The sequence below is a fragment of the Mesorhizobium sp. M2E.F.Ca.ET.209.01.1.1 genome (genome assembly GCF_004010375.2).
Classification (GTDB): Bacteria; Pseudomonadota; Alphaproteobacteria; order Rhizobiales; family Rhizobiaceae; genus Mesorhizobium.
Map to the genome: position 1 here is coordinate 1 of NZ_SADP02001025.1, position 300 is coordinate 300.

The 300-nt window shown below is 70.0% G+C and carries 1 pseudogene; it reads right to left on the bottom strand.

Annotated elements, in window-relative coordinates:
• Nucleotides 1–300 (bottom strand): annotated as a pseudogene (locus EN852_RS38960) (carbohydrate kinase); the annotation flags it as partial.

The following is a 300-nucleotide window of genomic DNA, read 5'->3' on the forward strand; positions in this document are numbered from 1 at the left end:
GGTCGATCATCGCGCTGAGTTCGATGATCCGCGCGAGCGGAAAATGCTGCGCCAGCACCTTGCCGCCGGAGTTCGAGGCGCCGCCTGCCAGCCAGGTGTCGCCAAGACGATGGCTGTAGATGCCAAAGCGCGGCGCCGAGATCGGCCGGTCGGACAGGATCTTGATGGTCAGCGAGGACCCCAGCGCGGTGACGCCGTCGCCCGCCGCCGTGGCGCCTGTCGCCAGGAACGAGGCACAGCCGTCCGTGGTGCCGGCAACCACGACCACATCGCGCGGCAGGCCGAAAAGCGCGGCGGCGG